Below are 24864 nucleotides of genomic sequence, written 5' to 3' on the forward strand. Positions count from 1 at the left end.
AATATTTTAGGATTTTAAAAAGTTTTTATTTATCTATATAATTAATGATTAATCATCAAGATTTGCCATTGGGTTTGATTTACAATTCTGAGTTCTAATCATATTTTTCTTCAATCCCAATTTACACGCTTGAACATAAATACTATGACGACTACGATTTAGTTTTTGTCCCAATAATTTAGCAGGTGTTTCCAAATATTCATTTCTTAAAATCTCATTTTCTAATTCAGTCCATCCTTTTGTAGGTAAAGAGTAGTAATTAGTAAAAGAATAAATGGAGTTTATTGTTCTACCTAGTGCGTTCGCAATTTCATTAACTGTTTTATGTTCTTCTTTTAATTGTCTTATCAGCTTTATTTCCGATAAATTTATTGATTTATAATGATTCGTTGCTGTCATTGTTATTCTTTTCTCATGTTATTATTGACAACAACTAATAAGCGTCAAAAGTTAAAAGTTAAAAGTATTCTTTTTGACTCTGTTTTTCATCCACTTTTTATGATCAGAACTATGAACTCAGAAAGGAGGTACACTTTTCTACTGTACTTCGTAGTTCCTATTTCAGTATTTAACTCAAAAATAACTGACGTTCTCGTGTTCGTCTTCTGGTTAATCCTGCCAAGACTTTACCGCCGCCTCGATTCCATCGTAAAAATTGGTTCGCCGCCTCGCTATAATTGCCCTGATTTAATACTTTCACCAGTGTTGATTTTTGAAATGCTCCAACTCCTATATTGAAACACAGACTAACTAAGGCACTGAATTGATTACTGGTTAATGGTACTTTGATAACTTTACTAACTCCATCGGCAAATGTTTGTACTGTCCTAATTAATAATTTCTCTGCTTCTTCTTTACTGATGCGATCGCCCATTTTTACCTTCCTACCATCGAGATAAAAGGTCGAACCATAGCCAATTGTTGGTATTCCAGCAGGACAAATATAGGCTTGATTTCTAAAACCTTCAAATTCTTTAATCAAGTCTAATCCTCTCTGGTTAATCTTTCTCTCAAAGGGCAATGGACAAGGGGCAAAGAGCAGAGGATTATTTAGTTCTGAGTTACTAGCTGATGAATTTGTCGCATATTTCATTAACCATTCGATCGTTGTTTTACCGATGAGATTCGGTTCTGTCAGATTATGTCCTTTTTTGAAGCTGTTAAATGCCGTTAAAGTTTGATTACCGACAATACCATCTATCGCTAATTTATACCCACAATTATTTAGTAACCGTTGCAGTTCCTTTACCTGCTTGATCGACAATTTATTAATATGAATTGGATTAATAATATTTGATAAAGTCATTATTTCAAGTTAAAAGTTAAAAGTTAAAAATTGTCAGTAAAGACTAGGGCTTGTCATCATTTAGCTGTGAGAGGATAAATATTTTCGCTTATTTTCAATTGTCAAAGATAAAAGACTGAAACTCTTATCCATAGAAGACTTATAGATTTAATTGATGACACGCCCTAGGGAGCAGATAGCTCTTGCAAAGGAGTAGTGTTTATAATTGATGTAAAATGTATCAAAATTGAAATAGAGCAATTATTTACTAAACTTAATCCTCGTGATTGTGGTAAATTTTAGTCAATTATCACGAATTAATCCTTATTTTTTTCAAGGTTTCTTACAGTTCACGGATGGAAATTACTTTTGTTTACCATTTATCTTTGTTGGATGAGTTAATTTTTATCTTCAACAGTACGAATTAAATATCCTAAATATCCACTGATTAGTATTTTTAATAATTCGGTTACTAATGTTTGTGATTCTATGGATTTATTAAATAATATTGTTATTAATAAAATAGATAAACCATAAAAAACTAAAAAAGTAATATTAATATTCATTACTAAGGTTTTTTTTGCTCTTTTTCTTGGTCTCTTAAACAATAATTTAGGTTATTAATAGAATTATCAAGATGGTTAATTTGTTTTTTAAAATCATCATGACTTTGATTATTATGTTGTTCTGATTTATTAATTTGTTGTTTAAAGTCATCATGTTCTTCTTCTAAATTACTTATTTTTTCCATTAATAATTGATTGATTGCTTCTATCTTTATATTAATTAACGTATTTTGATGATCATAATTATTATTGATTAGATTTATTTCATTTGTTATTTTATTGAAATTATTTGATATTTTTTCATACATTTTATTTCTCGATTCTTCATTTTTTTTGATGAAGTTATTAATTGATTTATCTGTTGATTCAAGAATATCCTCCTTTACCGAGTCTAATTTTTTATTCAATCTATTTGTTAAAAATTTTGATATTGAATTCATGACGGTTGCTACGAATGAGATTATCGCTATTATTGTTTCTATTATTCCTAATCCCATAGTTAAGTTAAAAGTTAAAAGCTAATAATTGAAGTTAAATATCAAGAAAAAGATAATGAATCATGAACAATTGTCTATTTACCCTTATTAGCAATAGATAAATTATTTTGCCTTTTTATTAATAATAATATGTAAATCACGAAATTTATCTGGTTGTAAAAAATGATTCCAAGAGAATTTAACTTTTTAAATACAATCTATTATTTTATTGATTATATTAATTAGGATGCTCAATATATTAAGCCCGTACAATCAATTAACATAATAAAATGGTTCAAGGAATTGCTTTACATATTGGTATTAATCACGTTGATAATAATGGTTATGGTGTTCAAGTACCGCCTTTATTCGCCTGTGAAAATGATGCTATTGCTCTAAAACAAATCACTGATAATAATGGTTTTAAGTCAACTTTATTATTATCTCCAGAAGCAACTACTATTAACATTATTTCTCATATAAAAGAGTCAGCTAAACAACTAAAATCAGGTGATACTTTTTTATTGAGTTATTCAGGTCATGGTAGCCAAATTAAGGATAATAATGGCGATGAAGAAGACGAAAAAGACGAATTTTTTGTTACTTATGATAAGCCATTATTCGATGATGAATTACATTTTTTATTCCCTTTATTTGCAGAAAATGTAAGAGTAATTATTATTGCAGATTGTTGTCATAGTGGTACTATTACTCGTTCTGTGAAAGGGCAAAGTACAAAGGGCAAAGTACAAAGGTTAAATCGTAATTTATCTTCAGAAATTAGTCAAGATATTTTTGCTGATAAACGTAAATTTAACCAATTAAAAAATAGATTAGCTAAATTAACAAATAATCAGAAAGAAATAAAAGCAGGAATTATTAGTTTATCCGCTTGTAATGATAAACAATTAGCGGCGGAAGGCAAAAATTATGGTGCTTTTACTGAATCTTTACTCAAATTAGTTACTAAGAATCAAAAACCCAAAAAAGGCGAAAAACCGAAGCGTTTAACTCCTAGTTATTTAATTAATGAAACTAAATTATTACTAAAAGGTAAAAACCAAACTCCCCAATTAAATAAACACGGAATTATTCCTCGTTCTTTTCTTCTTCAAGATGTTTTTCAATTAACTGACTATAAAGGAATTAAATTCCCTAAAGCACCAAAACGCCCAACACCAAGCCAAACAGCGGGTAGTGCTACTCGTTTTTCTAATTCATCAATTTAACTATTATTTCATTAATTAAATAAAGCAAAAATAATGACAATATTAAGTACAGAAAATGCAATATCGATAAGTATGATTAATTCTACTTATTTCAATGATTCATTAGATTTAAGTGAATACGGTAATTTGGCTAATATTACTCAATTTACGGATAATTATTCAGGAATTATTAAAACAAATATTATAGTTGTTAATGCCGATAATATTAAATTAGTTTTATTTGATGGGTTAATCTTAAAAGAAATCAAAGTCAGAGAAGGTATTAATCATTTTTACGGTTATATTACCTCTAATAATTGGGGTTTTCTCTTATTTCCTAGCTCGGTAATTACTATAGTTTCTACTGTAACAATCGATGAAATATTACCGATATTTGCACCCGAACATCCGATAACTTATTCAACTATTGGCAATGTAAAAGTTGATATTTTTAATCGAAAAACAATAATAAATACAAGTGAAGTATTAAATACAACTATTTCTAATGAATTATTCGGAACTGCGTCTCATCTGAAAAATGCAATTAAACCGTTTGTAGGGAAAAAAGGAAGTGCATTAATCATTAATAATTTAGAAAACGGTAAATATACGGTAAATGTATCATTAGGAAAATACGATAAGAACCAAAATGATAGTTTATTAGTTTATAACGGAACTTTTTATCAATTATCAAATGTAAATGAATTGTTAATACAAGGATCAACTATTACAAGAAATGTAGAAATAGAAGTAGTAGAAGGGTTTATCTATTTGATAGCTTTAGATTCCGTTAAAAGCAGTGGACAAACAGAATTTATATTAGATAATGTGTCTAAAAAATTAGAAGAAATACATTCTAATAACGGTACAGAAGAACAACTTAATATAAGATTAGGTGGCGATATTGTCAATTGGAAAATGCAGATAAATCTATCTGAGAATAAACAAATCAAATTTACGACAGATAAAGCAGTAATTTGGCAAATTATCGGTAATAATGCCGTTATTTATGATGAAGAATATGTAGAAGAAATAGAATATCAATTATCCGTAGGAGAATATATATTATCACTTTCAACGGAATCAAGTATGGAAGAAGATTATGTCCTTAATTTAATGTACTTATGATATTACCACCTAAAATAAAAAGAGATAATCTTAATATTGATACTTACCAACGTGGTATAGCATGGAGTGCTTTATTGTTACGCAATGCTTATAAGAATAGTGATATTAAAGATACGGTACAGTTAGCTGTTAATGCTACTCCTGCCATAGCTAATCTAGTAGTAAGAGTAACAATAGAATATACCGATACCTCCCTTATTACTAATGCAAATATTCTTGATAATATAGTAGAAAAATTAGTTGGTATTACGGAATATATAGAGACCATATCAAGTCCTAGTACTTTACCGAACATCACTAATGAACCGTTGGTAGTACAGTCCTTAGAACAATACTTTTATTGGTGTTCACAGCAATATCTTGCATTAGATACTACTAAAGCTAATGTCGTAAAGATTACCCCTGTATTTAATCAACAATCTAAAAATTTGATTGATTGTTTGATAACATTACCGATAAAATATGAAGTTTATCTTACTACTAATAATATTATCCAAGCTATTGATGCCGTTGCTGATGATGATATTTCTATCCCTATTTCTATTTTTGGGAATACTTTGCTCGTTGGAAATAACAATCTTATTGGGAATTAATAAATGAAAAAGAAATTAAGAAAAATTATTGTTATGTTAAAAAAAGAATATGACAATTGGAATATCCCCACAAGTGTTCAATATTACCTCAGTTCGACATAAAATTATAGGTTGAGGCAAGGTGTTAGGTATCAGGTGTTAGGTGTTAGGTATCAGGTATCAGGTGTTAGGTATCAGATGCTAGGTGTCAGATGCTAGGTATCCGGAGACGGAATTAGTAAAAAACTTATTCAAATTGATTTTATCAAAATTAAATTAAGTAATTAATTAATCCAAACTGGCAACTATTAACCGGCAACTAAGTGCCTCAGCAAAATTATTGATCAATTTTAAAATTAGTTTTTGTTACCTCTAATCCTTATTAGACTGTGTTTGTTATCTTTTACATATTAAAAGTAAACATATCATTAATTTTGCATACCTACTTATTAACCTGCAACCGTCAAACCTATTAACATAGAGAATTTTTATAGTTCACTCAAAAATATTGTATGTTTCAGCTAATGGATATAGACAAGAATTTAAAAAATAAAACAAAACTTAAATAAATCTTATTAGTAATTAATTATGCCATTTTCTGATTATAAAATTCCTATTATTGTAGGGAAAAATGACGTACCTAGTATTAGTGGTGACAATCATCCTAACGGCAGTTTTGTTACGGAAAAATATAATGCTCTTATTAATGATATTAATTCTAGTATCAATTCTATTAATACACAATTAACCTCTTTTGACTTTGCAGAAATTAGTAACAATGCACAATTGGCTCTTGATAACTTAAATATTCACATTGCTTCTGTTTTAAAAGAAAAATACCATCAAGAAATAGCTGATACTATTATTATTTATGGTAATTCCTTAGAATCCCCTAGTGGTATTTATAGCTATCTTTTCGGTAATAATTCCCATTGGCGTATTGATAGATGGTTTATCAGAGAATTTGATGAGAGTGTTTATACTCCTAATGGTATTACTGCTAATCTCTACAATTTAGGTAGTCATATTGAACTTGGTGATTTATCTATAGATGACAATGGTCTTATTACCTATACCCCCCCAGAAGCTGTTTATTATGGTAGTTTTTACATCATGATTAAATACTATAGTTACCTTGATTACCTTGATAATAACGAAGAATACCCATTTTACAAGAAGAAAATTAGGTTTATCATTGAGCCACCTTTTACCCCTCGTGATATGGGAGGAAGCGGTAGTTGATTACCTTACTTACTACTACTTATAATCGTCCTCAGTTTTTATGGCATTGTGCGGTGGGGATTATAAAACAACTTCTGCCACCAAAAGAATGGATTATCTATGTAGATGATGATTTTAATATTTATGCAGAAGTACTAGATAAAATATTACGGATAATTCCTTATGCAAAAGTATTAGGCGGTACTCATATCGGGAGAGTTGCGGCTCTTTATAATGCTCATCATCATGTAGAAACCGATTATTGTGGGTGGGTTGATGATGATGATTGGCTACATCCTAATTGTTTAGCTGAATGTAGTAAATTTGATGCTGATATTATATATACTGATTTTTACGAAGTCCACCCTTCTAAAATTACCATTGGGATAAGAAATACTGAGCCTTTTACTATGAAAAGAATGCTTGAGAATAATATTTTATTCCACTTCAGGCTTTTCAAGACTGCACTTTACCATAAAGTCGGTGGTATCGACCTTTCTTACGATACTTCTATGGATTATGAATTATCATTAAAAATGTTGCAATATTGTACTCCTCATAAAGTCAATATTCCTTTATATTACTATTTAATACATGGAAATAGAATATCTGCATTGTATTCAGACCGACAAATAATAAATAAAAATAGAGCGAGGTTACTATGGAAGTCATAAATCCTGCTAATCTAACTAGCGATGAGACATTATTATGGTGGTTTGACCCTACCCTAAGATATGATATTTTTTTAGGTTATAACTTTTCTGTACCAAGAAAATCAGAAATTTATTTATATTTAGATGATCCACAATATTATTCTTCTTACCTTGAATTATCTCCTCATTTAATTACTAATATTATTCTTGTTGAAAGGTTCGGTATTTATAAATATAATTATGCGGATAAATATCTTGAATATGTTGGCTTTTTCTTTGAAACTTATGATTTTATTTATCAAGGGCTAAAAGGAAAAAGTATAAGTAATAATGTTGTTGATGATTATTATATTAGTACCTCTTTTTATTTTACTTTGAATGATTTATTATTAACTTCTTTTGATAGGGTAGAAATTAATACTATAAATATTCCTTTAGGCAAGTTTACAGTATCTTTTTTATATACTAATAATAACACTCCTGATGATTCATTATTAATAGAAAAATATTTAGGTATTTCTAAGAAGGGTTTAGCTTTTACAGCTTTAGTTAAACATCAAGTAACTTTATCTACTGGTATAGATTATACTTTTGATACTTTATTTACTAGAGCTAATTATACTAATGAAATAGTAAAAAAATATAAATTAGCTATATTTTCTATAGTGATAGAAAGTGAAGATCCTAATATTAAAGAACAAGTTGAATCTCAAATAAATCCTTTATTTCTATATAAAAATATTGCTAATATTACTAATTCTGATATTTTACCCACTCTTTATAATTTAGTTCAAACAAAATCGGTAAATGAAGATAATGTTCCCATAGTTAATATACCTATTCCTTTATTACCTCGTACTGATTTTCAACAATTATTTTTAAAGAGTTATGAGGCATATAATGTTTTAAATTCAGATTATTTTGGATTGGCTGGGAGGATGTATAAAAATTTAGGAAGGGGAGATTACGCTAGAGAACAGCAAATATTAACTAGGGAGGATTTTAATGATGATTACAATAATAGTTCAGCTTATTTTGATGGTGATAGTGAGAGTGATCAATTACTAGCTGATGCTATTTACGATCACCATTTTACTAAGAATACTACTCTTGAATTTGAGGTTTTAAATAGACCATTGCTGGAAACATTTGGATATAAGATAGTTTATGCTAGGAAAAAATATCCTCTTAGTTGGATTGAACATTCTACTATTCCTACTTATGAAGATAAGAATGTGGGAATTTATGAGGCATCTTCAGCACTTAAGACATTAGAATTAATTTTTAGTCCTTTATTAATATCAGAAAGAAGAGTATATACCTATCCTCAACAACCCCATAGTAAAAATTATCAATTAATTGTTGGCTCAAAACTATATCAGTCTTTTATTGGCGGTATTTTAGGAGCTCCTGTAGAGGCTTTACTAGCCGTATTAACCTCTTTACAATCTGTTAATTCTTCTAATTTAACGGCTACTTTTGTCGCTCCTCTAAGTAATAATCTCAATGATGTAGGTGCTAGTGCTAATGTAAATTTGGAGTTAATCTATAATACAATTATCAACGGAGAACAATTAAATTATTTTGAAGTTTTAACGGATGGTATGAAAAGAGTAGTCACTTCTAATACTTGGGTACAAGTTCCTCAAAATGGAAACGTGATTTTTGAAGTGGATTCTCAAACTTTGGGCTATCCAGTCTGGTTATTACCTGATTTAAGTGGTCAATTACAAAATGGATTAATCAAATATTATGATGGTGTATATTTTCCAGAAGCTCATCAGAAACAAACACATTTAGCCATTAAAAAAACTCAATCTTATGATTATAATTTTAATAATTTTAATGATTTTTTAGATGCCGCTTCAACATCTTTAAATGCAATAGACTGCTACAATTTAATTTTAAATAACACAATAGAATTATGACAATTCCACAAGAATTAATGCTTCAAGAAATACACGCCTGTTTAGGTGCCGGTGAATTTGCATATGATAACGATAAACCTTACTATATGCACATGGCTAGAAAATTAGACAAAATTGCAAAGGCTTTAGGAGTAGCGTTTAATCCTGATGGTAGTATAATGTCGGTACGCAAAAGAGTTAATATACCGTATGATGACAAAGGAAAAGCAACGATACCAGACGGGTGGACAAGGGGTCAATTTGCTGATAATAAGGGCGGTAGTACGACAGGTCAAACAGGTGGATTATCCACTGAAGAAAGGCTTGGTATTGCCTATCAAAACCGTTGCAATCGCTATGAAAACTTTGATGATAATGACCCTGAGAATAATATAATGCGGAAAGGTGACATAGTATTATGCGAAAATTGGATGCAATATCAAGAATCTTACATCGATGACCTTGATAAAGGGCTTAATTGGCAAGAAATAGGCGCTGGTATGTTACCTTCTGCTGATGGTAGTAAAATTACAAGTTATGAGGGGCTAGGCACTTTATTAGCAGAAGTAGCCTATATGTTATCTTCTTTGTCTAGTAATATATATCAAACTCATGTTTTAGGATTAAAGACAACGAATAATACTTTAGAAATATTAAAAGCATTAGGATTACCGATAGATTATAGCCAAATGAAAATAGATATAGGGGAAAGTGATCCTGTTAGTGGTGATAATATACAAGGATATATAGAAATGCCTAAAGTTAATCCTGGTGCGGTATCAATCCATAAAAGATTAATGGATGTCATCACTAATATAGCTATTATTAATGGAGCAATTCTTTCTTCTCCTCCTCCAGTTTCTCCCACACCTTAATTATGAGTAAAAAATTTAGTTGGTTAGCTCAAATATCTGATTGGTCTAATACTGCTTCTAATTTAATTAATAATATTGTTCCTATTACCAATCTTTTCCGAAAAGACGTTAAAAAACCTGAGATACCTGACAAATCATCTACGGTAAATATTACGGTAAATTGTCCTGATAATCCGCCTAATATTATTAATTATACCGTTCGCAATATCATTAATAATACCAACCTTAATGTTTATCTTACAAAATCTGTAGTAGTTCCGTCTCCACCAATTAGAATTTTACCGATTTCTACTAAGGTTAGTGGGAGTAGTACAAATACGACTTATACTTATACATCAGACGTAAAAAGTAGTTTATTAAACCATAAGTTCGGAAGAATGTTATGCAATATTTTATATAAAGAAGCTGTTGAATTTAATGATGCAGATAATCGCACGGTATCGGCATTTAAAGATGAATTAATGGGAGATTTAGGTGCTTTAGATGCTGACATCGATGCTGAATATGATAAAGAGAATCCGGCACCGGCTTTATTAGAAGCATTAGCTTTTGTTAGTTTAACCAATCTTGGACAACCCGTGTTAATCGGTGCTACTAAAAATATCCATAAAATAGGAAATTATTATAGTGCAAGGGCTTCTAATATAGAAAACTTTAATGTAACAGGGTTAATATCCATAGGAGAATTAATTTTTAAATCAGACGGTGTTACCCCTCCTTCGTCAAATGAACCGCCATTAATAACGGAATATGAACTAGACGAATGTGTAATCCCTGTTTCGGCATTCGATGAAATGAAAGGCTATAAAACAAATCAATTACAAATTATGTACCGTAATCTTGATTGGGGAAAGGGCAACTATTATCGTAAATATTTTACTTTACCGAGTCCGATTGATATAGATAGTATTACTCAAGATAGTTTTTCTATCCTTAGTAACTTTACTTTTGGTGCTACTTTAATCGAAATTTGGATTAGGATAAATAATGTTCAAGATGCCGTTCGTGCTGTTCAAAAAACACAGATTTACACCAATTTCCAAACTAAAGATGAGTGTAAAGAATTTATTGAAGGTGACTTCGCCACATGGTTAACTAGCTTATGTCAAGATGTAAAAATACAACAATGGATACCGACATTTTTAGATGAACCGATTTGGGTAGGGGAGTGTCGTCCGTATCGTGCCGTTTATATGGGGTGGGAATCGGATAAACGCCATTGGAAGAAAAAAGCAGCTTGGTTAATTAAAAAACCTTAACTCATCAATAGATTTCTCCAATAATTATTTTAGGAAAATTAAAAATGACAATAAATTATCCTTTCTTTTTCGATTTCGATATTGAAATTGATTTAATTTTTCATTTAGGTCGATGTCTAATTATTAAGTTGTCCAAAAATTATCGATGATATTAAGATAACCGTCAAAACTATTTAATTCCGTTCTATTCATCATTGTTACATCATCATTAGTCAGATCTAATCCGAATTGTGGTTTATCTTTATAAGTACTAAACCCATATAATGTACTATAAGTTTTTCCTGAATTATTCTTCATTGTTTCTCCTTGATTTAGCATCGTCTCATATATTTCTTTATTATTAGAATTGGACAACACCATAAATGTCATATCAGGATAACTACCTGAATGTTCTCCAAATAAATAAAGATGTTCTCCTAATTTCATATTCTTTTTAATTCCCACAACAATAGTAACGGACGCTAAAATTACCCACGGGGCAAAAGGTGCTAAATATCCCCATGCCATTCCCCACATCCCGGTTTGTTGCACAATTACAGGTAAATTAACCGCATTTTGTCTTAGGATATGCCCTGCAAAATATCTAGTTGCCATTGCCCCACTACTACCAAGAGATTTGAGAACCATATTAGAGACTGTATAGGATAAAGCTGGAAGCAGATTAATATTGACTGGTATTCCGAAGAAACTAAGAAAAAAATTAGACATTCGGTTAAGTTGCGCCAACATATCCGCAGGTGTCGAAATAATATCTGTTAATTGTCTTTTATTTAATTGGTTTTGATTAAATTGATGATTAAATTGATTAAATTGAAATTGATTAAATTGATTATGAATTTGTGGTAAATCAAGAATGTTTAACGGATTAGTTCTGACAAAGGAAGGATCAATTCTATTCGGATTTAATATTATTTCTAATAAATTATTTCTATCTTCCAATGTTCGTAAACCTAATTTAGATTGAATTTGGGAGTAAATCTTATTCAAATCGGATAGTTGCCATGATAATCTTGTCCGTTGTTTTCTTTGTTCGGCAGTTAATTTTTTACCTTTTAAACTATTTAATAGATTAGAAACTGATTCTTTAATTGATTCTAAAACATTAATCGATTCTTGTTGCCAAGATTGCATTTCATTATAAGGATTACCGCCGTCAATTGGTACTGAATCAATATTATTTTCTGTTAGAACTTCTGTTAAATAATCAATATCAAGTGAATTATTATAGGCTTTAAAAACTCCTTCATATAATCTATTTTCATATTTTGAACTATTTAATAAACTCGTACCTATTTGATTAAGATTATCATATTTATCGGAATTATACGCTCTATTTATGCCGTGTATTGATTCTAAAAAAGTGAAGGGCATTGAAACTAAAATACTTAATAAATCTGGTACAGACTCAAATAAATTAATTAAATAAGATAATTTAGGTAAAGTTCTAAATGTTTCAAATGGGGGCGTATTCATTACCGTATCAATTGAGTTTAAATTAGACGGTAATTTTAATATTTCTTTTCCTTGATAACTCATTATTTTTGCATAGCAAAGGGAGGATTTACTGGTGGTTCTATTTGTTTTTTAAATTGGTCAAAGGATACTGAGTGAACTATAAGAATTCTCTATGTTAATAGGTTTGACGGTTGCTCTTTTCAGGTTAACAATTTCTTTGTTTAGATCAATTAATTACTTAATTTAATTTTGATAAAATCAATTTGAATAATTTTTTTACCTTATCTTTATTTTATCTTATCTTATCTTTACCTGATACCTTATCTTAATCGATAATTTTATGTCGAACTGAGGTGTCATGATAGGTTTATTAATAGCTAAAATTGGTTTATAAATTCCCATAACTTATGGGTAACAACCTTTACTTCAACTCTATATGAATCAGAGAAATGGATTAGAGATAAAATTCATTAATGCTCCCATACCTTTACTAATATACCATTTACCTCCTTCAAACTCTGGGTAATAAGAATCATCTAATTGTAAAATACCTTGTATATTCTCTTTCGGAATACCTTTAACTGTTGATTTATCTATATGCCAAACATCTAATAATTTATACGGTGAAGCTGTAAATTCTATTTCTTGAAAAATATAATATTCGCTGTTTTCTCCTATAAAATAACCGTTAATTATTACGTCTTCTAATTCGATTAAGTCAACTTCAAAATCTTTATACATTTAGTTTAAAATTATAATGAATGATCAAATTTATTATATCTTTATTATATAATAAAAAATGATAAAAATAACTGAATTACTTACAATGACAAAATATAAAAAAGAACATAAATCAGTAGCAGAATTGGCAAAGATTTTAAACAAATCAAAGAATAGCATTCATTCTATAGCAATCCTAAACAAGCTGTGATATATTTAAAAGTAGTAAAAAAGTTTATAATTATTATTTAATAAAGGGCTCCCATCCCCTTGCATCAAATTTTTGGTGCTGATTTTGCCACGAATGAAATACGAATAGTATATTGTCTATTGATATTAATTACCGAATAAAAAGTGTATTGAAATCGAAAAAGAATTTTTGAGAAATAATTATAATCTGCCGATAAATGAATTAATGGTAAAATTAAATAGAACACGATATAGTATTTATTGCCGTGCTTCAAAATTAGGATTAAAGAAAAAATCTAAAAATTATTAATTATGGCTACTAAAATACAATTAAGAATCCAAAGAGATAACGCAATAAAAGATTTACGCAATAAATCTCTAAACGACATCACTTATATGAAAAATGTACATAAACAACAGGGAATAACTCTAAAAACTACTCAAAAGAATCAATTAACACAGTTGAAGTCCACACAAAAAACAGCTTTGACACAGTTAAGAGAATATTATCGACAATTGATTGCTAATGCTCCAAATTAATTATTTACTTTTTACTTTTGAACTGGACTTTGTCTTGACTATTACTTTTAACTTTTAACTTTTAACTTGATATTATGCCGACAGATTTTAAGAATGAATTATACTTTTCCGATGCAACGGCTGGTGAATTAACAACTATTACTACGTTAAAAGTTTGGGATTGTAAAGCTAAAAAATGGGCAAGTACGCCACCAGTGGTATTAAGAAATACTTTATTATTTGCAATGTATCCGAGATTGACTTTTACCATCGGAGAAATAGATAAAAATGAGACTAATCTTAATTTATTAAATCCGTTTAAACCAAGTGATAGTTGTCCAAAACAATATTTAGATTTAGCTTCCAATTCTCGTAATCACGGTAGATTTACATTTTCAGAAAAACCCATTGGTAAATTATATTACGGTGAAGATTGGAAACGAATAATTTACGGTAGTATCGTTCACACTGGATGCAAAAAATTAACTTATTATGTATCAAATTATGCAATTACCGATGATGAAAACAGAGATGAAGACGGAGATCAATATGATTGTCCACCATTAGGGATAAACTTCCAAACAGGTGATAGTCATGGTAAATGTAATTCAGAATTGATTAATTTAATAGAAAATTTCGGTAACTTAAATGCAGGTAATCCGTTACAATTTCGTACGGCTTTATTCGGTAAATGGATTGGTAAAGGTACAGTAGCTTATAATACTACCTGTGATGATAATGACATCGATTTTGCCCAACCATTATCATCAATGAAAGGTAATAAATTACCATTAGGAAGATACGAAGGTAAAATTCTCTATGGTAAGGTTTTTACCGCCGAAAAACGCTCTGCTAAAGGTGGTTGGATGTTATTTCAATGGTTTAGTTTTGAGACTTTAGAAAAAGATAGAATTATTACACAGATAATAAAACGATGTGAAAAGATTATTAAGGCGTACGATAATATCCAAGAATTAGCTAAGTTTTTAAAAGTAGAACAAGATTCGGGAGAAGCCCAATTAAGTAATCCTGATGACGGCTTTACCTCCGTTGCCGAATATGAAAACATGATGATTCGGATTATTCGGGCTGATAAACGAGGATTACTTTTATTGCATCCATACGTTGTGCGTAGAATTGAACAAAGATTACAAAGTTATTGGTTAAATCTAGCCAAGAGTGCAGGAATGAAGTTTTTTTCAGTAATGACGATGCCAGATGAACATTTTGCCAAATATTATACGGTTAATGCGGACGGTAGAATAGTCGGGGATAAATTGTTTTGCGCTCCTGATTTTCAAGAAGGGTTATATATCGTATTTTGTAACCCTATGCGTCATTGGGGTGATGTACAATTATGGCGTAATGTTTATGAAGGTGATTATCTCGGCGATACTGGTATTCTTGCCACTGGTAAAGATTTATTGTTAAGTTTAGGTAGAGATACCGATGGGGATTATGTACAAATAGCGTTTGCAAATCATTATCCACATATAAAAGACGCAATCATGGCATTTGATGAATCACCTGTTACGAAGAAATTACCAAAAGTACCGTTAAAAGGAGATTTGAGAAAAATAGCTTTAGGTTCAATGAATGATTTAACAGGTGTTGTCGCTAGTTTATTAGGAAGAAGTACAGCCGTGAATGTTGGTTATCATGTTTTAGAAATTCCAGCTTTTCCACCGTATCAATCCGAACCTGAAGAACGTAGAATTATCGATTTTCTTTCTCAGGAATTACAAATAGCAGTTGACTCAATAAAGAGTGCATATCCAAATCATACAAAAGGTTTAGATGTCGTTAAAGGTTATTTAGATGATTTAGGTGCTCCAACTGTTAATGAAGATGGCGAACCGATTGGTAGTGGTATTAATACTAATATTCCGTGGTTAGCTGATTTCAAAAACCCTGATTGTTATAAAACTCGTCCTTGTGCCGTTGATGAGGATGCTACCGATACTATTAGTAGGTTAGTCCGCCTAGTAAACTCATATTTTACTGCACCTTCACTTTCTGTAAATACTGATGCAAGAGATTATGTTGATACTTTATTTTCAGATGTAGAACCAACACAATTTCAATTAAATTATGCTTTATCTCAAAGAAACGAATATTGGGCAGAAATGAAAATAGCAAACGATTGGAAGAATAATAATGAAGGTGATACTACTAAAATTAGAGAAGTTTCACAACGATTTAAAGCATCTTTAAATACAGTTTTAGAACTAACAGATAATGGTGAATTATTTACAGCCGAATCGTGGGCATCAGCATACTGGAAAGTGTCACATATGGTAAACTCCGGAGATGCGGGTTTTGTATTTGCTATTTTTCCTGATGAAATTATCATGGAATTACAAAATATGAAAGATAAAGTATTTTCGATGATTGAAGTTTATGCAGTTCAATTTTCCCCAATTAATAAGCATAAATGGGAATGGAACGGTGAAGATGTCATGACCCGTGTTTATCTCAAAAATATTAATGGTAAACAAGGTAAGGCGGTAGAGTTTCAATGGAACGGTGTAACAAATCCTAAATTTTTCGGTTTTCAACATTTAGGAATGATCGGACAAAAAACAAGGGGTCAAATCGCCATCGGTGAAACGAAAAAAATGAAAATTTATACTATTCGATTCAAACTTCATCAAGGTCAAATATTTAATAGTTCAGTTTTACTATTTGAGATGGATTATCCCCAAGATGAAATTAATAAAATCGTTGAATACTTCCGCAATAAAAATTCTTATTATCTGTAATTCATTTAATTTAGTTATTTATTTATTTATTTGTTTATTTATTTATTTGTTTATTATTGTTTAATTCATTCATTTAATATTTGTTTATTCATTTTATAAATTAATGAATTTTATTTGTTTAATTTCTTAATTTATTTTAATTTATTTATTCATCCTTTGTTTTTGCTATCGCTATAAAATTTTGTAGTTTAGAAATTCACTCAAATGATAGTAACTGTAACTGGACATCGGAATATCAAATCAAATGAAACAAATATCAAAGGAATTAATCAATTAATTGATTTTGCACTTAAAAAAAATGTTACTGAATTTTTAGTCGGTATGGCACGAGGTGCTGATTTATTATTTGCAGAACAATTAATTGCTCGTAATTTAAAATGGACTGCTATTATTCCTTGTCATAATCATATTAAATTATGGAATTATGCCGATAAACAACGATTTGATAAAATAATCTCTAAAACTGAAAATCAAATTATTCTTTCTCCTTATTACGAATCCCATGTAATGATTGAGCGTAATTTATGGATGTTAGAACGCAGTCAACTTTGTATCGGTATTTATGATGAATTAGAAAAAGGTGGTACTGCATTTACAATTAATACGGCATTAAATAAGAATTTATTTGTTTGTTATTTTAATCCTAATAATCATCAATTTATTACTATTAAACCTTCTCAATTTAATTTATTTTAATTATTAAATCAATAACTCATTAGCTCTCAATCTGAGGGCTTTTGTTTTATTTAAGTGTAAACCACTTTTAACTTAAAAGTTGATTATTTTAATTATTTATGGATTACTTTTAACTGCTTTCGCTGTGGGGAGTTTGTTCTCCCCCGGTGATAATATGTCATTTAAAGTATTTGAAGTTCATAATAATTATGCAGAAGCTGATTTTTGGTTATTAAATAAAGGAACGCTCGAGCAACTAGGAAGACCAACGAAAGAATATCAAAGTTTTTTAACAGGAATTAAGTGTAATAAGGAATTAATTGTATCTGATTACGGTTTTTATCTTTGTGTTTATCTTCATCAGCAAAGAATATGGCAAGGTTACGCCTGTTCTTCTATCAATTGGCAACATTTACGGATAAAAGATATTCGTAGTGTTCTCAATAATTTTATTACTGTTTAATATTTTTAGCTCTCAGATGAGGGCTTTTTTTATCCCTTTATTTTTAACTTTTATCCAGATCCTTCCTTCGTCTGGACTATCGCTTTTAACTTTTACAGGTTTTTTACTTTTTACTTTTTACTTAATTGATTGGCTATCGCTAGAGAATCATGTTTCTTTAGTTAAAGGTAAAAACGATGATTATTATTGAACAATTTGATGTTAACAAATTTAGAGAGGAGAAAGTAGGACATTTATCTCTAGGTGATAAAACTTTCAATGTTTCCGAAGGTTATCTCCGTAAGCATTGTATTTGAAGACCAAAATCTTGATGAATCACATCTTTGGTCAGATAAATCAGTAGAAGAATTACGCATTATCTATTGGGAACAAATCAAGAAACATCTACCTAGATTCTTAAACTTTCAACCGAGATACTCACAAGGTGAAGAATTTGAAGTAAATGATGATTCTCGTTATTTCTGTCCTTTATTAAAAATAGCATTGGCTTATAAGAAATACGGTTCAGTCAAATTATTATATGTTTCTGATAAAGTAAAAGCAGATTTAATCGGTAAAACTATTTATTGGCTTTCATCTCAAATTTAATTATTATTTAGCTCTCTTTATGAGGGCTTTTTTTTATGGCTATCGCTTAATAATTGTGTAATTTAATTTGAGGAAAAAAGAGATGAATTATGACCAAATAGGATTTTATTTAGTAGCAGATGGAAGTGGAGAATATCGTAGTTATCAACAAGATTTAGATGAATATATGGATTATTGTTCTGAAAATGAACCTGAACCTGAATATGATTATTGGTTTGATTATGACCTTATCCCTAATACCCACAAACATCATTGGTGTATAGGTCAATACGGAAATGTCGAAGAGAATCCTACATTTGACCAATATGACGGTAATTTCTAATCTCTAAACAATTTATTACTCTCCTTCGGGGGAGTTTTTTTAATGGCAATTTATTTAATATCGGATGGTGAAAAATATAAAATTGGAATTAGTAAACATCCTGATAAAAGATTAAAACAATTACAAACTGGACACCCTCAAACACTTAAATTAATTAAAACTTTTGATTATCAAATAAAAGGAAAAATAACGGAGAAAATGATAGAAAAAAGAATCCATTATTTATTAAGACAATGTAGAACGAACTATAACGGAGAATGGTTTTATTTTTCAGATTATCAATGTTTAATTGAAATTATTGATCAGATTTTAACTCATTCCTAATTTGCTCATTTGACAGAGTGCTATCGCAACTAGAGTACGTTGTTTATTCATTTAAAATTATGACAATCGTAATGATTTCTGGTTCTCGTTCTGTTACTGAATTACCTTCTTCTGCTGTTAATAGTTTGAATAAAATTATGGAGTTAGGTTTTGATATTGTAGTCGGTGATTGTTCTGGTATAGATACTTTAGTACAAAAATATTTACAATCTCAACATTATCAGAATGTTACAGTCTATCATATCAACAACAAACCTCGAAATAATGTTGGTTTTAAGACTATCAAAATACAAGGCAGAAGTTATAGTGCCAAAGATATTGCGATGGCTGAAATTGCTGATTATGGGTTAGCTATCTGGAATAACAAAAGTAAAGGCACTAAAGCTAATATCGATCGCATCAAAAGAACAAAAGTGATTACTGTCTAAGTGACTTGTACTGAGCGAAGTAAAGGCTCTTCTTCGGGGGGCTTTTTTTTTAATCTTTTAAGATCAGAAATATGCAACTATCTCTTAATTTAGACCCAATTATCAAAACTAAAACTGAATTTTATAAAGGTTGGGAAATTGTCGCCAATTAACGAGAAAAATCATTAATGGTTAAAGAATCTGTAAGTGAATTTTATCGACAACGATATAACCAAAATTGGAGTCAATACAAAGTTGACTATTACTATGAAACGATTATTTTCAAACCGAAACATTCTTGGGATGGAAAGTTTATTTGTGGTTTACATTCTGGTGTTGGAATTTTGATATTGCCATTGAATGCACAAAAAAATATATTAATATTACAGTTAAATTTACTTTTATCTTGAAATGATGTTTTCACTTAAAGATAATAATTTTTTTTGAGGAAACATAAAATGTCCATCTATAATATGATTGAAATTTTTGGTACAATTAGTAATGTAACAGAATTATTAGCATTTTGTCAAAGTCATAAATATTTAATGCAAAATACAGTTAGTAAATACGCTCAAGGTAGAAAAGAATTATGGATTAAAAATAAATGTGATTTAAGACAACAAGTTACTATAACGGTCGGATTTAATCATCCTCAATTAAATGAATTAGGACATAAACTATTACCTAATTTTGATATTGGATTATTACTATTTTATCCGGCCAATACTCAAATTAAATTACATCGTGACCATTCTTTATTTTCTAATATCGGTGTCGGTATTAATTTAAGTCCTAGTACTTTCTTAATAACCCATGATATAAACATAAAACCAAAAGAAATTGAATTAAAAACAGGCTATTGCTATCGATTTAATACTAAATTATTACATGGGATTAAACCAGTAAAATATCCCCGTTATGCTATCTATTTTTGGCATTTTAAATAAAATTTAGATAATTATTGGCTCTCAATCTGAGGGCTTTTTTTATACCTAATGTTTTCACTTAAAGAAGATGATATTTTTAATAAAGAGGTCACAAAATGATAACGACAAATAATAGAGAGCAAACAATTCGTTTACTAAATTCTAGTTGTGGTGAGTTAATGGAAAAGCCAAATAGTATTTATCGTAAAGCAGAAGGAAAGTTGTTTTTAACACAAGGAAATATGACAGTTTCAACTAATTTATTTGATCCTATCGAAGTTCGGCATTTAGAAAAGTTAGATACTTTAATAATTGAAGCTCTTAATCTTTATTCAAGATTATAAATTTAGATAATATTGAAATAATTGTAAATAATTAAAGGAGGTAATAAATGGAATATCTAAAATGGAAAACTGAAGTAGATAACAGATTGTCTAAATATTTTTCTCAACATATCTTGAATAAGTATAAAAGTAGCTATACACATTTGTATTCTAATAATCGAACTCCTCAAAAAACGTCTGATTATCTTTATGAGTACATCAATGATAGCGAAATGGCTGGACAAGAATCTTGGTTTGACTGATTGATTTTGATTAACGTTATTTTCAGAATATTAGCTCTCTTATGAGGGCTTTTTTTTATAATAAAGCGCAAAGGTTCTGAGTTCTGAGTTCGATAAAATGTTTTCACTTTTTGAGGATGTTGTTTAGAAAAAAGTAAACTATGAAAATTGAAATTAATCTGCGGATTAAAGAGGAAATAAAGGTCAATATTACCGTCTTAATGTTAGATGTTTTAATGCCCAATTATTACGATGAATTAAGTCCTGTTCTCGGTATTTATAAGAATAAGGAGTTTAAATCTGCTATGGAATATTGGCTAGTTTCTGAGTGGTTATATCGTCAATTATTAGCACATCATCAACCAGTAGTAAAATTCAAAAATCTTTATATTTGGGGAAGACTCGGAACTGGTTATTCTCTCACTGATGAAGAAGTTTTAATTGATATTTTTGGAGGTCAAAACTAATGAAAAAAGAGGAAAAATTAATTAATAAACCTAACGATGTAATTAAAACCATGATTACTCAATTTTGTGGAACTATCGACAGATTAGTAATTATGTTAGGAACAAAACAAATTGTTTATGATAATGCTACGGCGATGATTAAATTCGATTTTAAAACGTGTCGTAAAGCTACTCTTTGCTCTATTCGATATGATTATGGAATGGATACTTATGAGATGGAATTTTATAAGTTTAATCGGAAAGCAATGGAGTGGGAAACTGTCAAAACTTTTGATAATGTTTATTGTGAGGAATTAACGATAATTTTTGAGGATTTTACTGGATTAATTCTTAATTATCGTCCTGAATTTATCTCTTATTAAATATTTTCATTTATTAATTATGGCTTCTCAAGGGAAGTCTTTTTTTATCTGGACGTACGATGCCTTCATGCACGCTGCGCACCCGAACATCGAACTTAATGTTTTCACTTTAGGACAATGTTGTTTTAAAAAGGAAAATTAATGATGAAAAATCAAATTAAAGAACCGATTAAAGAGGAAATAAAAGTTAATATTACACCTGAAGATTATCCTCTGTACAAAAGTTTAATCCCAGAACTAACAGTAGAAATATTCAGACAACATGAAATGTACATCAAAGAAATGTTTGAGTACGACCCCTGTGATGATGACAATTTATATGATTATGATTATTAACTATTAATGTAGAACATATAAAGCATAAACAAAATATATGAATTTTTTATTTTATAGCTCTCATAATTGAGGGCTTTTTTTATTTTTATCGAGTGAGAAATTTAATTTTAACTTTTAACTTTTAACTTTTAATTTGATACTAATGTTTTCACTTGCTGAGGATGTTGTTTTTTTAGGAGAAAAAAGCCTATGAAAGTGGATATAGCAGACTCGGTGAAGAAATCTGCTGACGATTTAATTGGACTCGGTTTAACTGACTGCGATCGTACTTTATTAGAAAAGGTAATTAGTCAATGGATTGAGGAATTTATCGATGAATTACCAGATAATATCGAGTGGTATAAACAGCACGATCGACGGTTAGGAGAGTTAATTTTCCAAGCAGAATATCGTACCGAACAATTAGCTTATCAATTACCGATAGCTAGTTAGTCTTATTTAGGGAGCAGGGAGTAGGGAGCAGTAAAAAAGCCTTCTACCTTCTGCTTTTTGCCCTCTGCGAATCTCTTGGATTAAGGGGAACGGCAAACCTTTTAATTTTCAACACAAAAACATTATTTAATCATAACAAAAAAGGAGTCAGAAAATGTTAAATATCCCTCATAACGAACTCAGAAGTCAGAACTCAGAAGTCAGAACTAATTCAAATCTTACTTATTTAGAACAGTTAATTTCACTTCGGAAGAAAATAAATGAATTAGAGTTTTTAATCTCTGAAATTATGCCCTTGGCACTCAATGAATCTCTTGAAATTTTATCTAATAAAGAGGATAATAATATAGTTTATGCGGATAAAACAAATGGTAAAATAGTTGTTACTTTTCGCAAACAATATCCTACTCCTAAAGATAATGTTACATTGCAACGATTAGACGATGAAATTAAAGCTGAAACTAAACTTTTAGTTAAAACTCATCAATCAGAATTATCTGAATTAGAACAACAATTAGATGAATTAAATCAAACTATTGAACAATTAGAATCGGAAAAGGAAAAATTAACAACTAATAAACGATTAATTAACCTTAAACTACGGTTTAAAATTGAAAGAGAAAATAGCATGGAATTAATCCCTAATCTCTCTGTCTATCTCAAGTAACTATATAATTTCTCAATCATTAAGTCCTATTTAGGGCTTTTTTTTATCCTTATTCTTTTTGGGCTTTTCTTACCCTTTGAGAATTGTACTTTGTCATTGCTTTCGCTAAAGAATTGTGTTTTTGAAATTGAAACTAAAACTTTAAATTAGAGTAAAAATATGACTGCATTTGTAAAAGATGGATTTGCCGTAAGAATACCTAATATTCCGAGTCGTTATCGTGCTAATTGCTCGAAAGATTATGGTTTATTTGTTCATGGCGACACAAAAGATAAATCATCCAGAGACGCTGAAAAACAAGGATTAACAAAAGGTGAATATGTAGAGATGGCTTTAGTTTGCCTTCAAAATAAAACATTAACTTTTGAACCTAATTATATCAATGAACCATTTACCGAAGTATGGGGTATTCCGACAGCCGGTGAAATGAAGACTCAATTTTCAGCTAATGCGTCTGAACTTTCTACTTTCTTATTACATCGTCAATCAATGGATAATTTAGCAAAACTTGTTGAACAATTTTCTAAAAATGCCTTTGATGAATGGGTCTCTGAAGGAATGAAAGATGATTATAATGAGTTTGCAATTACCAAAGCTACTGAATATTATTTCACCAATATATTTCGATTTGAGTTTGAAGAAGTAAAAGGAAAATATACTTATTATTATGTCAAATCTTCTTTCCGTAAAGCTGAAAGTAAAATTGAGAAATCTGCTTGTTTAATTGCAGAAGAAATATATCAAAAGTATCAAACAGGACTCGGTTATTGTGTCGATAACAGACTTGAATTAAATCATAAACAATCCATCAAAATGACGGCTGAATCTTCTACTGAATTAGTTAAATAATTTCATCATAGTCCTATTAATTTAGGGCTTTTTTTTATCCTTGCCCTTTTCTTATCCTTTGCCCTTCATGAATTGCTATCGCTAAAGAAGTTTGTTGTTTTTAGTAGGTAAAAATCATGAATCAAATTACTTTTGCAGGAATAAAAGGTCAAGTTATCGAATCATCAGAACACGGTAATTATTTAGTAATTAAATTAAGTAATCGTATCAGTATTTGTGGTACTTTTACTAATATTTGGCATTGGAAAGAAGAACCTGAATATGACTCTGGATTTAAAAGTTTTATTACTTATATTGGATTTAATACTGATTCCGTCAAACAGAAATATTTAGATTTAATTAATGAAATGGGCGGAGTCGTTCGTGATGGAGAAGATAAAAGAAGTAAACAACGAGTTCAAGGAAAATTCCGTTATGAAATGAAAGTCCGTAGTTTATCTGTCGAACATTTATTAGATTTAATTACCGTCATTTAATGTTTATTGCTCTCTTAATTGAGAGCTTTTTTTTATCGGTTTTTCCTGCGGCGCCAATCCCAAGGAAAGATGATAATCCCCTAATCTAACGATTAGAACGCAATCGATGCCAACGGCACGCTGCGCGCACACTCAGACAACAAATATCGTGGCTACCCTCTTTGATTCTTAACATATTTTTACCTGTTGATGATCTGTTAATTATCTACA

32 protein-coding genes are annotated in these 24864 nt (G+C 29.6%); 26 read left to right on the plus strand and 6 right to left on the minus strand.

Features of this window, described 5'->3' with window-relative positions; genetic code table 11:
* Nucleotides 1-48: 48 nt before the first annotated feature.
* The 4 genes from FWJ34_RS00515 to FWJ34_RS00530 all read right to left on the minus strand — a co-directional run bounded on the left by FWJ34_RS00515 (nucleotide 49) and on the right by FWJ34_RS00530 (nucleotide 2348).
* Nucleotides 49-399, minus strand: coding sequence for a hypothetical protein (locus tag FWJ34_RS00515; RefSeq protein ID WP_308253300.1), 351 nt, complete (start codon nucleotides 397-399; stop codon nucleotides 49-51).
* 169 nt (nucleotides 400-568) lie between these two features.
* Nucleotides 569-1306 carry a glycoside hydrolase family protein gene (locus FWJ34_RS00520; protein WP_308253302.1) on the minus strand — a complete coding sequence of 246 codons (738 nt, stop codon included), beginning with the start codon at nucleotides 1304-1306 and terminating at the stop codon, nucleotides 569-571.
* 377 nt (nucleotides 1307-1683) lie between these two features.
* Nucleotides 1684-1851: a hypothetical protein gene (locus tag FWJ34_RS00525; RefSeq protein ID WP_308253303.1), complete on the minus strand. Its 168-nt coding sequence runs from the start codon at nucleotides 1849-1851 to the stop codon at nucleotides 1684-1686.
* A 2-nt stretch (nucleotides 1852-1853) separates the two neighbouring features.
* Complete coding sequence (locus FWJ34_RS00530; protein WP_308253304.1) at nucleotides 1854-2348, minus strand: hypothetical protein; 495 nt, start codon at nucleotides 2346-2348, stop codon at nucleotides 1854-1856.
* A 269-nt stretch (nucleotides 2349-2617) separates the two neighbouring features.
* Here FWJ34_RS00530 and FWJ34_RS00535 point away from each other — a divergent pair, with 269 nt between their 5' ends.
* From FWJ34_RS00535 to FWJ34_RS00570, 8 genes are all read left to right on the plus strand, one after another.
* Nucleotides 2618-3556 carry a caspase family protein gene (locus FWJ34_RS00535; protein ID WP_308253305.1) on the plus strand — a complete coding sequence of 313 codons (939 nt, stop codon included), beginning with the start codon at nucleotides 2618-2620 and terminating at the stop codon, nucleotides 3554-3556.
* Nucleotides 3557-3589: 33 nt separating this feature from the next.
* Complete coding sequence (locus tag FWJ34_RS00540; RefSeq protein WP_308253306.1) at nucleotides 3590-4663, plus strand: hypothetical protein; 1074 nt, start codon at nucleotides 3590-3592, stop codon at nucleotides 4661-4663.
* Entirely contained in the window at nucleotides 4660-5256 is a 597-nt protein-coding gene (locus FWJ34_RS00545) for a hypothetical protein (RefSeq protein WP_308253307.1), read from the plus strand. Before FWJ34_RS00540 ends, FWJ34_RS00545 begins: the two co-directional genes overlap by 4 nt.
* A 567-nt stretch (nucleotides 5257-5823) precedes the next feature.
* The gene (locus FWJ34_RS00550; RefSeq protein WP_308253308.1) at nucleotides 5824-6477 is read left to right on the plus strand and encodes a hypothetical protein; all 654 of its coding nucleotides are present in this window, start codon (nucleotides 5824-5826) and stop codon (nucleotides 6475-6477) included.
* A complete protein-coding gene (locus FWJ34_RS00555) occupies nucleotides 6474-7130 on the plus strand; it encodes a glycosyltransferase family 2 protein (RefSeq protein WP_308253309.1) in 657 nt (218 codons plus the stop codon). Before FWJ34_RS00550 ends, FWJ34_RS00555 begins: the two co-directional genes overlap by 4 nt.
* On the plus strand, nucleotides 7118-9037 hold the full coding sequence (locus tag FWJ34_RS00560; protein ID WP_308253311.1) for a hypothetical protein: 1920 nt from the start codon (nucleotides 7118-7120) through the stop codon (nucleotides 9035-9037). The genes FWJ34_RS00555 and FWJ34_RS00560 overlap by 13 nt, the downstream gene beginning before the upstream one ends.
* Nucleotides 9034-9891 (plus strand): hypothetical protein, encoded by an 858-nt coding sequence (locus tag FWJ34_RS00565; RefSeq protein WP_308253313.1) that lies wholly within the window; start codon nucleotides 9034-9036, stop codon nucleotides 9889-9891. Before FWJ34_RS00560 ends, FWJ34_RS00565 begins: the two co-directional genes overlap by 4 nt.
* A gap of 2 nt (nucleotides 9892-9893) precedes the next feature.
* Nucleotides 9894-11150 carry a hypothetical protein gene (locus FWJ34_RS00570; RefSeq protein WP_308253314.1) on the plus strand — a complete coding sequence of 419 codons (1257 nt, stop codon included), beginning with the start codon at nucleotides 9894-9896 and terminating at the stop codon, nucleotides 11148-11150.
* A gap of 123 nt (nucleotides 11151-11273) precedes the next feature.
* On the opposite strand, the gene FWJ34_RS00575 is transcribed toward FWJ34_RS00570, so the two are convergent.
* The gene (locus FWJ34_RS00575) at nucleotides 11274-12686 is read right to left on the minus strand and encodes a hypothetical protein (RefSeq protein ID WP_308253315.1); all 1413 of its coding nucleotides are present in this window, start codon (nucleotides 12684-12686) and stop codon (nucleotides 11274-11276) included.
* 360 nt (nucleotides 12687-13046) lie between these two features.
* Nucleotides 13047-13346: a hypothetical protein gene (locus FWJ34_RS00580; RefSeq protein WP_308253317.1), complete on the minus strand. Its 300-nt coding sequence runs from the start codon at nucleotides 13344-13346 to the stop codon at nucleotides 13047-13049.
* Between the two features lie 480 nt (nucleotides 13347-13826).
* Here FWJ34_RS00580 and FWJ34_RS00585 point away from each other — a divergent pair, with 480 nt between their 5' ends.
* The 18 genes from FWJ34_RS00585 (at nucleotide 13827) to FWJ34_RS00670 (ending at nucleotide 24654) form a co-directional block, all read left to right on the plus strand.
* On the plus strand, nucleotides 13827-14054 hold the full coding sequence (locus FWJ34_RS00585) for a hypothetical protein (RefSeq protein ID WP_308253319.1): 228 nt from the start codon (nucleotides 13827-13829) through the stop codon (nucleotides 14052-14054).
* 74 nt (nucleotides 14055-14128) lie between these two features.
* Nucleotides 14129-16795 carry a hypothetical protein gene (locus FWJ34_RS00590; protein WP_308253321.1) on the plus strand — a complete coding sequence of 889 codons (2667 nt, stop codon included), beginning with the start codon at nucleotides 14129-14131 and terminating at the stop codon, nucleotides 16793-16795.
* Nucleotides 16796-16999: 204 nt separating this feature from the next.
* A complete protein-coding gene (locus FWJ34_RS00595) occupies nucleotides 17000-17491 on the plus strand; it encodes an SLOG family protein (protein ID WP_308253322.1) in 492 nt (163 codons plus the stop codon).
* A 79-nt stretch (nucleotides 17492-17570) separates the two neighbouring features.
* Nucleotides 17571-17933, plus strand: coding sequence for a DUF6943 family protein (locus FWJ34_RS00600; protein WP_308253323.1), 363 nt, complete (start codon nucleotides 17571-17573; stop codon nucleotides 17931-17933).
* Between the two features lie 258 nt (nucleotides 17934-18191).
* Nucleotides 18192-18521, plus strand: coding sequence for a hypothetical protein (locus tag FWJ34_RS00605; RefSeq protein ID WP_308253324.1), 330 nt, complete (start codon nucleotides 18192-18194; stop codon nucleotides 18519-18521).
* 82 nt (nucleotides 18522-18603) lie between these two features.
* Nucleotides 18604-18843 (plus strand): hypothetical protein, encoded by a 240-nt coding sequence (locus FWJ34_RS00610; protein WP_308253325.1) that lies wholly within the window; start codon nucleotides 18604-18606, stop codon nucleotides 18841-18843.
* A 42-nt stretch (nucleotides 18844-18885) separates the two neighbouring features.
* Nucleotides 18886-19167 (plus strand): GIY-YIG nuclease family protein, encoded by a 282-nt coding sequence (locus FWJ34_RS00615; RefSeq protein ID WP_308253327.1) that lies wholly within the window; start codon nucleotides 18886-18888, stop codon nucleotides 19165-19167.
* 59 nt (nucleotides 19168-19226) lie between these two features.
* A complete protein-coding gene (locus tag FWJ34_RS00620) occupies nucleotides 19227-19595 on the plus strand; it encodes a hypothetical protein (protein WP_308253328.1) in 369 nt (122 codons plus the stop codon).
* A 167-nt stretch (nucleotides 19596-19762) separates the two neighbouring features.
* Nucleotides 19763-19984, plus strand: coding sequence for a hypothetical protein (locus FWJ34_RS00625; protein ID WP_308253329.1), 222 nt, complete (start codon nucleotides 19763-19765; stop codon nucleotides 19982-19984).
* Nucleotides 19985-20032: 48 nt separating this feature from the next.
* A complete protein-coding gene (locus tag FWJ34_RS00630) occupies nucleotides 20033-20521 on the plus strand; it encodes a hypothetical protein (RefSeq protein WP_308253331.1) in 489 nt (162 codons plus the stop codon).
* 95 nt (nucleotides 20522-20616) lie between these two features.
* A complete protein-coding gene (locus tag FWJ34_RS00635; RefSeq protein ID WP_308253333.1) occupies nucleotides 20617-20844 on the plus strand; it encodes a hypothetical protein in 228 nt (75 codons plus the stop codon).
* A 382-nt stretch (nucleotides 20845-21226) separates the two neighbouring features.
* Nucleotides 21227-21532, plus strand: a complete 306-nt coding sequence (locus tag FWJ34_RS00640; RefSeq protein WP_308253334.1) for a hypothetical protein — start codon at nucleotides 21227-21229, stop codon at nucleotides 21530-21532.
* Complete coding sequence (locus FWJ34_RS00645; protein ID WP_308253335.1) at nucleotides 21532-21894, plus strand: hypothetical protein; 363 nt, start codon at nucleotides 21532-21534, stop codon at nucleotides 21892-21894. The genes FWJ34_RS00640 and FWJ34_RS00645 overlap by 1 nt, the downstream gene beginning before the upstream one ends.
* 141 nt (nucleotides 21895-22035) lie before the next feature.
* Nucleotides 22036-22230, plus strand: coding sequence for a hypothetical protein (locus FWJ34_RS00650; protein WP_308253337.1), 195 nt, complete (start codon nucleotides 22036-22038; stop codon nucleotides 22228-22230).
* A gap of 189 nt (nucleotides 22231-22419) precedes the next feature.
* Nucleotides 22420-22662, plus strand: coding sequence for a hypothetical protein (locus FWJ34_RS00655; RefSeq protein ID WP_308253339.1), 243 nt, complete (start codon nucleotides 22420-22422; stop codon nucleotides 22660-22662).
* 154 nt (nucleotides 22663-22816) lie between these two features.
* The gene (locus tag FWJ34_RS00660; RefSeq protein WP_308253341.1) at nucleotides 22817-23329 is read left to right on the plus strand and encodes a hypothetical protein; all 513 of its coding nucleotides are present in this window, start codon (nucleotides 22817-22819) and stop codon (nucleotides 23327-23329) included.
* Between the two features lie 159 nt (nucleotides 23330-23488).
* Nucleotides 23489-24178: a hypothetical protein gene (locus FWJ34_RS00665; RefSeq protein ID WP_308253343.1), complete on the plus strand. Its 690-nt coding sequence runs from the start codon at nucleotides 23489-23491 to the stop codon at nucleotides 24176-24178.
* A 116-nt stretch (nucleotides 24179-24294) separates the two neighbouring features.
* Nucleotides 24295-24654 (plus strand): hypothetical protein, encoded by a 360-nt coding sequence (locus FWJ34_RS00670; protein WP_308253344.1) that lies wholly within the window; start codon nucleotides 24295-24297, stop codon nucleotides 24652-24654.
* Nucleotides 24655-24864 lie beyond the last annotated feature (210 nt).

Origin of the sequence: Geminocystis sp. GBBB08 (assembly GCF_016743215.1) — a bacterium.
GTDB lineage: Bacteria > Cyanobacteriota > Cyanobacteriia > Cyanobacteriales > Cyanobacteriaceae > Geminocystis.

Bases quoted from the DNA above. Each gene is read 5' to 3' on its own strand.
- FWJ34_RS00515 (WP_308253300.1), bottom strand. From the start codon at position 399: ATGACAGCAACGAATCATTATAAATCAATAAATTTATCGGAAATAAAG.
- FWJ34_RS00520 (WP_308253302.1), bottom strand. From the start codon at position 1,306: ATGACTTTATCAAATATTATTAATCCAATTCATATTAATAAATTGTCG.
- FWJ34_RS00525 (WP_308253303.1), bottom strand. From the start codon at position 1,851: ATGAATATTAATATTACTTTTTTAGTTTTTTATGGTTTATCTATTTTA.
- FWJ34_RS00530 (WP_308253304.1), bottom strand. From the start codon at position 2,348: ATGGGATTAGGAATAATAGAAACAATAATAGCGATAATCTCATTCGTA.
- FWJ34_RS00535 (WP_308253305.1), top strand. From the start codon at position 2,618: ATGGTTCAAGGAATTGCTTTACATATTGGTATTAATCACGTTGATAAT.
- FWJ34_RS00540 (WP_308253306.1), top strand. From the start codon at position 3,590: ATGACAATATTAAGTACAGAAAATGCAATATCGATAAGTATGATTAAT.
- FWJ34_RS00545 (WP_308253307.1), top strand. From the start codon at position 4,660: ATGATATTACCACCTAAAATAAAAAGAGATAATCTTAATATTGATACT.
- FWJ34_RS00550 (WP_308253308.1), top strand. From the start codon at position 5,824: ATGCCATTTTCTGATTATAAAATTCCTATTATTGTAGGGAAAAATGAC.
- FWJ34_RS00560 (WP_308253311.1), top strand. From the start codon at position 7,118: ATGGAAGTCATAAATCCTGCTAATCTAACTAGCGATGAGACATTATTA.
- FWJ34_RS00565 (WP_308253313.1), top strand. From the start codon at position 9,034: ATGACAATTCCACAAGAATTAATGCTTCAAGAAATACACGCCTGTTTA.
- FWJ34_RS00570 (WP_308253314.1), top strand. From the start codon at position 9,894: ATGAGTAAAAAATTTAGTTGGTTAGCTCAAATATCTGATTGGTCTAAT.
- FWJ34_RS00575 (WP_308253315.1), bottom strand. From the start codon at position 12,686: ATGAGTTATCAAGGAAAAGAAATATTAAAATTACCGTCTAATTTAAAC.
- FWJ34_RS00580 (WP_308253317.1), bottom strand. From the start codon at position 13,346: ATGTATAAAGATTTTGAAGTTGACTTAATCGAATTAGAAGACGTAATA.
- FWJ34_RS00585 (WP_308253319.1), top strand. From the start codon at position 13,827: ATGGCTACTAAAATACAATTAAGAATCCAAAGAGATAACGCAATAAAA.
- FWJ34_RS00590 (WP_308253321.1), top strand. From the start codon at position 14,129: ATGCCGACAGATTTTAAGAATGAATTATACTTTTCCGATGCAACGGCT.
- FWJ34_RS00595 (WP_308253322.1), top strand. From the start codon at position 17,000: ATGATAGTAACTGTAACTGGACATCGGAATATCAAATCAAATGAAACA.
- FWJ34_RS00605 (WP_308253324.1), top strand. From the start codon at position 18,192: ATGTTTCCGAAGGTTATCTCCGTAAGCATTGTATTTGAAGACCAAAAT.
- FWJ34_RS00610 (WP_308253325.1), top strand. From the start codon at position 18,604: ATGAATTATGACCAAATAGGATTTTATTTAGTAGCAGATGGAAGTGGA.
- FWJ34_RS00615 (WP_308253327.1), top strand. From the start codon at position 18,886: ATGGCAATTTATTTAATATCGGATGGTGAAAAATATAAAATTGGAATT.
- FWJ34_RS00620 (WP_308253328.1), top strand. From the start codon at position 19,227: ATGACAATCGTAATGATTTCTGGTTCTCGTTCTGTTACTGAATTACCT.
- FWJ34_RS00625 (WP_308253329.1), top strand. From the start codon at position 19,763: ATGGTTAAAGAATCTGTAAGTGAATTTTATCGACAACGATATAACCAA.
- FWJ34_RS00630 (WP_308253331.1), top strand. From the start codon at position 20,033: ATGTCCATCTATAATATGATTGAAATTTTTGGTACAATTAGTAATGTA.
- FWJ34_RS00635 (WP_308253333.1), top strand. From the start codon at position 20,617: ATGATAACGACAAATAATAGAGAGCAAACAATTCGTTTACTAAATTCT.
- FWJ34_RS00640 (WP_308253334.1), top strand. From the start codon at position 21,227: ATGAAAATTGAAATTAATCTGCGGATTAAAGAGGAAATAAAGGTCAAT.
- FWJ34_RS00645 (WP_308253335.1), top strand. From the start codon at position 21,532: ATGAAAAAAGAGGAAAAATTAATTAATAAACCTAACGATGTAATTAAA.
- FWJ34_RS00650 (WP_308253337.1), top strand. From the start codon at position 22,036: ATGATGAAAAATCAAATTAAAGAACCGATTAAAGAGGAAATAAAAGTT.
- FWJ34_RS00655 (WP_308253339.1), top strand. From the start codon at position 22,420: ATGAAAGTGGATATAGCAGACTCGGTGAAGAAATCTGCTGACGATTTA.
- FWJ34_RS00660 (WP_308253341.1), top strand. From the start codon at position 22,817: ATGTTAAATATCCCTCATAACGAACTCAGAAGTCAGAACTCAGAAGTC.
- FWJ34_RS00665 (WP_308253343.1), top strand. From the start codon at position 23,489: ATGACTGCATTTGTAAAAGATGGATTTGCCGTAAGAATACCTAATATT.
- FWJ34_RS00670 (WP_308253344.1), top strand. From the start codon at position 24,295: ATGAATCAAATTACTTTTGCAGGAATAAAAGGTCAAGTTATCGAATCA.